Below are 756 nucleotides of genomic sequence, written 5' to 3'. Positions count from 1 at the left end.
GTAGACACGAAAGAAGTAACAGCGGCTGATGGTTGGAAATACAAATTTGACAACCTAACAGTCTATGATGCAAATGGAGTAGCGTACAAGTATGAAGTAAAAGAACAACCGATAGATGGATACACAACAGAAGTAAATGGTTATGACATTACAAATACAAAAGTGGTACAAACAACAAAAGTAGAAGGAACGAAAACATGGAAGGACGGAAATGCGGAAGGTCGTCCAACGATGATTAAAGTAGACTTACTACAAAACGGTAAAGTGATTGCGACGCAAGAAGTAAGCGAAGCAACAGGCTGGAAATATGAATTTAAAGATTTGGCAATAAACGATGCAGACGGAAAAGCATATAAGTATGAAGTGAAAGAACAAGCAGTAGACGGATACGAATCCAAAGTAAATGGTTATGACATCACGAATACAAAAGTAGGCAAGACATCAGTTGCAGGAACGAAGACATGGAAAGGTGGCACAGAGGAAGAGCATAAAGCCATCAAAGTAGACTTACTACAAAACGGTACAGTGATTGCGACACAAGAAGTAAGCAAAGAAACAGGTTGGAAGTATGAATTTAAAGATTTAGTAGCGTTCGATGAAAATGGAAAAGCATACAAGTATGAAGTGAAAGAACAACCGGTAGATGGATACGAATCCAAAGTAAATGGTTATGACATCACGAATACAAAAGTAGGCAAGACATCAGTTGCAGGGACGAAGACGTGGAATGATAACAATGCGTCAGATCGTCCGAAA

General features: G+C 38.9%; 1 protein-coding gene. It reads left to right on the top strand.

The window, feature by feature from the left end; genetic code table 11:
- Window positions 1–756 (top strand): Cna B-type domain-containing protein (locus tag MR083_RS26710; protein ID WP_242270094.1); only part of this gene is annotated, 756 nt, incomplete at both ends.

This window comes from Bacillus cereus group sp. BfR-BA-01408 (assembly GCF_022663305.1).
GTDB classification, from domain to species: Bacteria; Bacillota; Bacilli; order Bacillales; family Bacillaceae_G; genus Bacillus_A; species Bacillus_A pacificus.
Note: the sequence above shows the minus strand (reverse complement) of the source record. Positions and strands in the feature narration are given on the sequence as shown.